Raw genomic sequence first — 7,837 nt, forward strand, 5'->3', positions numbered from 1 at the left:
CGGACCAGGTCTTGCCGGCCGCTTCGAGACCATCGCGCTTGACCGTGGCGAGAACGCTCGCGGCTTGCTCGCCACCCATCACGCTGATCCGTGAGTTTGGCCACATCCAGAGGAAGCGGGCGCCGTAGGATCGACCGCACATGGCGTAGTTGCCAGCGCCGAAACTGCCGCCGATGACCACGGTGAATTTGGGCACGTGTGAGCAGGCAACCGCAGTGACCATCTTGGCTCCATCCTTGGCAATGCCCGCGTTTTCGTACTTGCGTCCGACCATGAAGCCGGTGATGTTCTGCAGAAATACCAGCGGGATGTTGCGCTGATTGCACAGTTCAATGAAGTGCGCGCCCTTGAGTGCCGATTCGGCAAACAGGATGCCGTTGTTGGCGATGATGCCGACCGGGTAGCCGTGGATGTGGGCAAAGCCGGTGATCAGGGTTTTCGCATAGCGCGCCTTGAACTCGCTGAAGTCCGAGCCATCGACGATGCGTGCAATCAGCTCGCGGATATCAAACGGGATGCGCGTTTCGCGCGGCACGATGCCGTAGATCTCATCACCGGCGTAGGCGGGTTCGCGTGGTTCGGCAAGCGCCAGCGGCATCGTCTTGCTGCGGTTGAGATTGCCGATCAGGTCACGCGCAATGCTCAGTGCATGGGTGTCGTTCTCGGCAAAATGGTCGGCGACGCCCGATACCGAGGTATGCACATCGGCTCCGCCGAGAGATTCGGCGTCGACTATTTCGCCGGTGGCGGCTTTCACCAGTGGCGGGCCGCCGAGGAAGATCGTGCCTTGCTCCTTGACGATGATGGTCTCGTCACTCATTGCCGGAACATAGGCGCCGCCGGCCGTGCAAGAGCCCATGACTACGGCGATCTGGGCGATCCCGAGTGAACTCATGCGTGCCTGGTTGTAGAAGATGCGACCGAAATGCTCCTTGTCCGGAAACACCTCATCCTGCAGCGGCAGGAAGGCGCCGCCGGAATCGACCAGGTAGATGCAGGGAAGGCGATTTTCCAGCGCGACTTCCTGGGCGCGCAGATGCTTCTTCACTGTCATCGGAAAATACGTGCCGCCCTTGACCGTTGCATCATTGGCGACGATCAGTACCTCTTGTCCCTTGACCCTGCCGATACCGGTGATCAGTCCCGCACACGGCGCGGCATTGTCGTACATGCCATGCGCGGCCAGTGGCGACAGTTCAAGAAAGGGTGAGCCGGGATCGAGCAGGGCGCGGATGCGCTCCCGTGGCAGCAGCTTGCCGCGCTCGATGTGCTTGTTGCGTGATTTCTCGCCACCGCCCTGGGCTGTCGTGCGCAGTTGTTGCTTGAGATCGTCGACGAGTCCGCGCAGATGCTCGGCATTGGCAATGAAATCGGGTGAGCGGGGATCAATCTGGGACTGGATGCGTGGCATGGCCGTCTTGCGCGTCGGGAATCAATGGGTCAGAGCATAACGGACGGTGCAGCCCAACCGCATCTGGTATTGAAAATGAAACCGGCCGCACAAGGCGGCCGGATCATCGCGAATCGGTAGCGAGTCGTCAGATCAATGCTTTTCAGCGTCGTCCTTTTTCTCTTCCATCGCGTCTTTCTTTTCTTCCATGGCCTCCTTGGCCTTGTCTGCCGCATCGCCTACGGCGTCGGCGGCATCAGCAGCGGTTTCCTTGGCGGCGTCAGCGGCATCGCTGGCGGCATCCATGGTGGTTTCGGCAGCGCTGTTTACGGCGTCACCAGTCGCCTCGGCAGCGTTGCTGACGGCTGCACCGGTTGCTTCGGCAGCCTTCTTGGCAGCCATGGCCGCATCATCGGCAGCCTTCTGAGTTGCAACGGCGGCGTCTTGCGCAGCCTTGGTTGCTGCATCGGCCGCTTCCTGGGCGCTCTGTTGGGAGTTGCCGCAAGCGGCCAGGCCGAGAGCCAGTGTTGAAGCCAGAAGAATACGTGTGAAATTCATGGTGTCCCCTCGAAATAAATAGCGGCGTATCAGGGTATTCGGAGCGTTGCCCGCCGCATTGGCTACGTCCGCGGTCAGGCACACAACTGCCTGAGAACTTGAACAGGTTAAAAATCGAACCGCTTACTCTAATCCGGTAAACAGTAAGAATTCGTTACGTGAGCTCAACGGCGATCGCCGTCGCCTCGCCACCGCCAATGCACAAGCTGGCGATTCCGCGCTTGCCGCCACGCGCCTTGAGGGCATTGATCAGGGTTACCACGAGGCGCGCGCCGGAGGCTCCGATCGGGTGGCCGAGCGCACAAGCGCCACCGTTGACGTTGACTTTCTCGTGGGCAATGCCGAGTTCGCGGATCGGTGTCATGGCGACAACCGCAAACGCTTCATTGATCTCGAACAGATCGACATCCTCGACCTTCCAGCCGGCCTGCTTGAGAACATGCTGGATGGCGCCAACCGGTGCCGTGGTGAACCACTCCGGCTCCTGGGAATGGGTGGAATGGGCAACGATCGTGGCCAGTGGCTTGAGGCCGCGCTTTTTTGCTTCGTCGGCAGACATGACGACGGTTGCCGCTGCGCCATCGGAAATGCTCGAAGAGCTTGCGGCAGTGACCGTGCCGCCATCCTTGCGGAAAGCCGGACGCAGATTTGGAATCTTGCTGATGTCGGACTTGCCGGGTTGCTCGTCGGTGGCGAACTCGGCCTCACCCTTGCGTGTGCGCACCGTGACCGGAGTGATTTCGTCGGCAAAGGCACCTGAAGCGATCGCCGCCTGGGCGCGTTTGACCGATTCGATCGCGAACGCATCCTGCTCTTCACGCGTGAACGAATATTTGTCGGCGGTGGCTTCGGCGAAGACGCCCATCGACTGGCCATCATAGGGATTGGTCAAGCCATCCCAGGCCATGTGATCAACGGCTTCGAAACTGCCGTAGCGATTACCGGTACGCGAATTCGGCAGCATATGCGGTGCGTTGGTCATCGACTCCATGCCGCCGGCAACAACGATCTTGGCCGAACCGGCCTTGATCAGGTCATGGGCCAGCATGATTGCCTTCATGCCTGATCCGCAGACCTTGTTGATCGTCGTGCAGCCAGTCGATTTCGGAATATCGGCGGCAAGTGAGGCTTGGCGGGCAGGAGCCTGGCCGAGATTGGCCGAAAGCACGCAACCCATGATGACTTCCGAAATGTCGGCAGCAGGTACGCCAGATTGCTCAAGAGCCGCCTTGATCGCGGTCGCGCCGAGGGTGGTTGTCGGAACGCCGCTGAACTGGCCGAGGAAGGATCCAATGGCAGTGCGCTTGGCGCCGACGATGACGATGTCGGACATGGTCAAATCTCCGTTGTCTGTGGGGAAGGCGATCTGGCAGATCGCCGGAGTTAGCTGTTCGATTATTGCACGATGTTCGGGCGCTGGTGGGGAGCCCCCGGCGAAACTGAATCTTCCGGCACTTGATCCTGAAGGCGGATTCGCTCAAGGATGGCCGCTCGGAAATCGGAGAGAAATCATGCGCATGCCAATCGCAGCCCTGCTTGCAGGCCTCAGCGGTGATGCCATTGCCGCGACGATAACGGTGACGACGAACAGCGATACGATTGCCGCCGACGGCCAATGCAGCCTGCGCGAGGCGATTACCGCGGCGAACACGGATTCAGCGTTCAATGGCTGTCCGGCCGGCAATGGAGTTGATGAAATCCTGCTTGGCGCCGACGAGTATCGGTTTGAAATCGAAGGAGCCGGTGAGGACGCCAATGCCAGCGGCGATCTCGATATCCGCAGCAACCTGAGCTTGCGCGGAGCGGGTGCCGACCTCACGCGCATCCGTGGCGATCGCGAAGACCGGGTGTTCGATGTGGCCAGCCCGGCTACGGATGTCGTCATCGAAGGCGTGACCATCCGCAATGGGGCAGGTGACATTGGCGGTGGCATTCTGCTCGGTGCGGGGGTCAGCCTGCTGGTCAAGAGTGTGTCGCTGACCGGCAATGCCACCGTCCAGGGCGGTGGAATCGCGTCATTTGGCACGCTGGATATCGTCGATTCGGTATTCCACGCCAACGACGCGACCACGGGCGGTGCGGTCTGGAGCGGTGCCGGCAGCGTCACATCACTGCGCAATGTCACTCTGGATTCGAATACCGCGCTCGATTCGGGATCCGCGGCATCGTTCAATGACACGGCATCACTGAACAACGTGACCGCAAGTCAGAACATTGCCGACAGCGATTTCGATGACATCGGCGACGGCGCCATCGAAGTCAATGCCACGGTCACCATTTCCAACACGATCCTGGCACGCAATCTGGATCTCAGTCTTGGCGGTGGCGGCCTGGTCAGTCACGACTGTGCGATTCAGCCAGGCGGCGAGTTGATCTCCCTGGATCACAACCTCATTGGCATCATCGGCAACGCCTGCGTGTTGTCGAATCCGCAACCGGGCGATCAAGCCGGTACGCCGACCCAGCCGTTGAATCCCCTGCTGCAGCCATTCGATTTGTATGGCGGCAGCGTGGAAACGTTTCTGCCGACGGCTGCCAGTCCGGTCGTCGAGGCGGGTAGCCCGCTGATGCCCGGTAGCGGCAGTCCGGGTGCGTGCGAGGCTGGCGATGCACGCGGCGTGCTGCGTCCGCAGGGTGCGCGTTGTGATATTGGTGCTGCCGAACTCGATGACCTGATCTTTCGCGACGGCTTCGATCCGGCATTGCCCTGATAGCCGCGCGTGCGCATGATCGAGAATCCGTCGCCGGCGCTGAAACTCGGCACCCAGCAGGCGCGCAACCTGCACCTTGCTGCGCAGGGCATCTTGCGCAAACCGCCAGCGCGTCCGCGTCGGGCCGACTTGCTTGCAGCGATCGAACGCATGCAGTTGCTGCAGATCGATACGATCCACGTGGTTGCACGCAGCCCGTATCTGGTCCTGTTTTCACGACTTGGCAACTATCCGGTCGAGTGGCTGGACAAGGCGCTTGAGCACGGCGAGATCTTCGAATGCTGGTCACACGAAGCCTGCTTTGTGCCGAGCTCACGGTTCGCCGTGCATCGCGGCCAGCATGCGAGTGGTGCGCGTGATCATCACTGGGCGTGCAAGAACGCTGCGCGATTGCACGATACCCAGCGCGCCGACATGGATGCGGTGCTCAGGAGAATTCGCGAGCAGGGCCCGGCCAAGGCGTCGGAATTCGAGTCGACGAAACGCGCAAAGACCGGATGGTGGGACTGGAAAGATGAAAAGCGCTGGCTCGAAGCGCTGTTCACGCGCGGCGAACTGATGGTTGCCCGACGCGAGCGATTTCAGCGCGTCTATGATCTGAGCGAGCGTGTCGTGGCGCGCATGGAATTCGATCCGCACACGGCAAAACTCAGTGACGACGAGATTGAACGCGCGCTGATTCTTGATTCGATCAAGGCGCTCGGAATCGCCCAGGCGCGTTGGGTCGCCGACTACTACCGCACGCGACGCAAGCACAAGGACGCGGATCTTGCCGGGCTGGTCGCCAGCGGTGACCTGATCGAAGTCGAGGTCCAGGGTTGGGCGAATCCTGGCTATGTGCACCGCGATCACGTCGGAAATCTGAATCTGGCTCTGGCTGGCAAGCTGCGTGCAACCCATACGACTTTGCTCTCGCCGTTCGATCCGCTGGTCTGGGATCGCGCCCGCGCCAGTATCATGTTCGGCTTTGACTACACCATCGAGTGTTACGTGCCGGAAGCAAAACGGCGCTATGGCTATTTCGTCCTGCCGATCCTGCATCGCGGCAAGCTCATCGGGCGTCTCGATGCGAAGGCGCATCGGGCTGACGGGCGGTTCGAGGTCAAGAGCATCCATCTTGAAGGCGATGTCGAAGTGGATGCGAAACTGATCGAGACTCTTGCAACGGCGATCCACGCATGTGCCAACTGGCATCAGACACCGACGGTTGTCTTTCGTCGCAGTGAGCCGCGTTCGCTTGCGGTGGAGTTGCGCAAGGCTTTGTAGGGTAGTGAGCGGAAGTTGGCCTCAAGACCTCGGCAACGTGGGTTCATCCTTCGACTGGCTTAGGACGAACGGCTGAGGTAATGGGGGATGATCTCTGGAGCGTGCGCGTTTCCCTTGCTCGCGTGGTCTGCGATCATGGGCGATCACCCGCCTCACACAGCGACTCATTCATGGATTTCGAACACGGCATCACCGCAATCGACACCGGCTTTCATCGCCCGGCATTTGATGCCAGCCATCTGCTCATCGAGCGCAACCGCGCCGCTTTCATCGATGTCGGCACCAACTACTCGATTCCGGCGCTGCTCGCCGAGCTCGATCTGAAGGGCGTAGCCCGCGAAGCCGTTGACTACGTGATCGTCACCCATGTGCATCTGGATCACGCTGGCGGCGCCGGCGAGATCATTCGCCAGTTGCCGAATGCGAAGCTCGCCGTGCATCCGCGCGGTGCGCCGCACATGATCAACCCGGCGCGCCTGGTCGCCAGTGCCTCCTCGGTCTACGGTGCAGAAGAGGTCAAGCGAACCTATGGCGATCTGGTCCCGGTGCCCGCCGAGCGTGTCGTCGAGATTCGCGACGGGGCGGTCATTGATCTGGCCGGCCGTCCATTGCGCTGTCTTGATACGCCGGGACACGCCCGCCATCACTTTTCGGTCTGGGATGAACGCAGTCGTTCGTTTTTCCCGGGCGATACGTTCGGTCTTTCCTATCGCGAATTCGATACCGACAAGGGCGCGTTTATCCTGCCGACGACGACCCCCGTGCAATTCGATCCGGTCGCCCTCAAGGGTTCGATCGCGCGCATGCTGCTGTTCAAGCCCGATGCCATGTTTCTGACCCACTACAGTCGTGTCACCGACGTCGAACGTCTGGGTCGTGATTTGTTCGAGCAGATCGACGCGATGGTTGCGATTGCCGAGTCGAGCGCCGGTCAGGCCGAGCGCCATGAGTTCATCAAGGAAAAACTGGCGGAACTCTATTTCGAGCGTGCCACGGCGCATGGTTGCAGAATGACACGCGAGCGCATGGCTGAGTTGCTGTCTTCGGATATCGAACTGAATGCTCAGGGTCTGGAGATCTGGCTGGATCATGGTCGTCGTTGAGATTCCGACTCCGAATCGCCGCGATTGCCGGCATCGGCTTCGATCTTTCGCCCCACCTTTCGTCGCCCCTGCGAAGGCAGGGGTCCAGTGACCGTTCTTGATTTTTACGCTCCTTCGGAGCGCGGCATCCCTGCCTTTTTTCACCCGCCTCCCGTGCGGGCGAGTTACTTTTCTTTGCTTGCTCAAAGAAAAGTAACCAAAAGAAAGAGCACCCCGATACCGCGGTCTACGGGCTTCCTGCCCTCCGACTTCGCGAAGCGGCTCCGGGGGTTGACTGACAGTCCATCCCTGGACTGGCAGCCAACTGGCTCGCATCCCTGCGAGCCACCCTGTGGGCCTTTCCTACGCCACTTCACCGCTACATAGGGGGCCCATTTACTGCGCATCCTGCGCAGCCAAGACGAAGCGGATTCCCGAAAACTCGCGCATCCGCCTTCGCTCATGATCTTCCTTCTCCCGCCTTGCGGGAGAAGGTGCCGAAGGCGGATGAGGGGCTTTGGCTTTGCTCTTCGCTTTGGCGCGCACGATGCGCGCTCAATGGGGTCCCCTCGATTGCGGCGAGATTGCGGAGGGAATGTCCGAAGGATGGCCCACACGATGTGGGCCAGTTCGATGCCAGTCCATGGATGGACTGTCAGCGAACCCCGGAGCAGCCTCGCGCACCTGAACGGCGCATGTCAAGTTAGTTGTCGCCTCAGTCATGCAGCGAGGGGCTGTTTGTCTGTCGCTACGTGAGCGGTGACGACAGCGTCGCGTTCGGGGTTGAGGGTGACGGCGCCGATCGGCGACCAGTCGCGGGTGTGGCGGGA

At 60.8% G+C, this 7,837-nt stretch carries 6 protein-coding genes; 3 read left to right on the forward strand and 3 right to left on the reverse strand.

Going from position 1 to position 7,837, the window contains the following annotated elements; genetic code table 11:
• The 3 genes from VFN25_RS13550 to VFN25_RS13560 all read right to left on the reverse strand — a co-directional run.
• Positions 1-1,411 (reverse strand): carboxyl transferase domain-containing protein (locus VFN25_RS13550; protein WP_325142797.1); only part of this gene is annotated, 1,411 nt, incomplete at its 3' end.
• A 132-nt stretch (positions 1,412-1,543) separates the two neighbouring features.
• A complete protein-coding gene (locus tag VFN25_RS13555) occupies positions 1,544-1,948 on the reverse strand; it encodes a hypothetical protein (protein ID WP_325142799.1) in 405 nt (134 codons plus the stop codon).
• Between the two features lie 154 nt (positions 1,949-2,102).
• Positions 2,103-3,281: an acetyl-CoA C-acetyltransferase gene (locus VFN25_RS13560; protein ID WP_325142801.1), complete on the reverse strand. Its 1,179-nt coding sequence runs from the start codon at positions 3,279-3,281 to the stop codon at positions 2,103-2,105.
• 178 nt (positions 3,282-3,459) lie between these two features.
• Here VFN25_RS13560 and VFN25_RS13565 point away from each other — a divergent pair, with 178 nt between their 5' ends.
• The 3 genes from VFN25_RS13565 (at position 3,460) to VFN25_RS13575 (ending at position 7,028) form a co-directional block, all read left to right on the forward strand.
• Positions 3,460-4,659, forward strand: coding sequence for a CSLREA domain-containing protein (locus tag VFN25_RS13565; RefSeq protein ID WP_325142804.1), 1,200 nt, complete (start codon positions 3,460-3,462; stop codon positions 4,657-4,659).
• A 15-nt stretch (positions 4,660-4,674) separates the two neighbouring features.
• Positions 4,675-5,925: a winged helix-turn-helix domain-containing protein gene (locus VFN25_RS13570; RefSeq protein ID WP_325142807.1), complete on the forward strand. Its 1,251-nt coding sequence runs from the start codon at positions 4,675-4,677 to the stop codon at positions 5,923-5,925.
• Between the two features lie 170 nt (positions 5,926-6,095).
• On the forward strand, positions 6,096-7,028 hold the full coding sequence (locus VFN25_RS13575) for an MBL fold metallo-hydrolase (RefSeq protein WP_325142809.1): 933 nt from the start codon (positions 6,096-6,098) through the stop codon (positions 7,026-7,028).
• Positions 7,029-7,837: the final 809 nt, after the last annotated feature.

Source organism: Dokdonella sp. (assembly GCF_035703485.1).
Taxonomy (GTDB): Bacteria; Pseudomonadota; Gammaproteobacteria; order Xanthomonadales; family Rhodanobacteraceae; genus Dokdonella.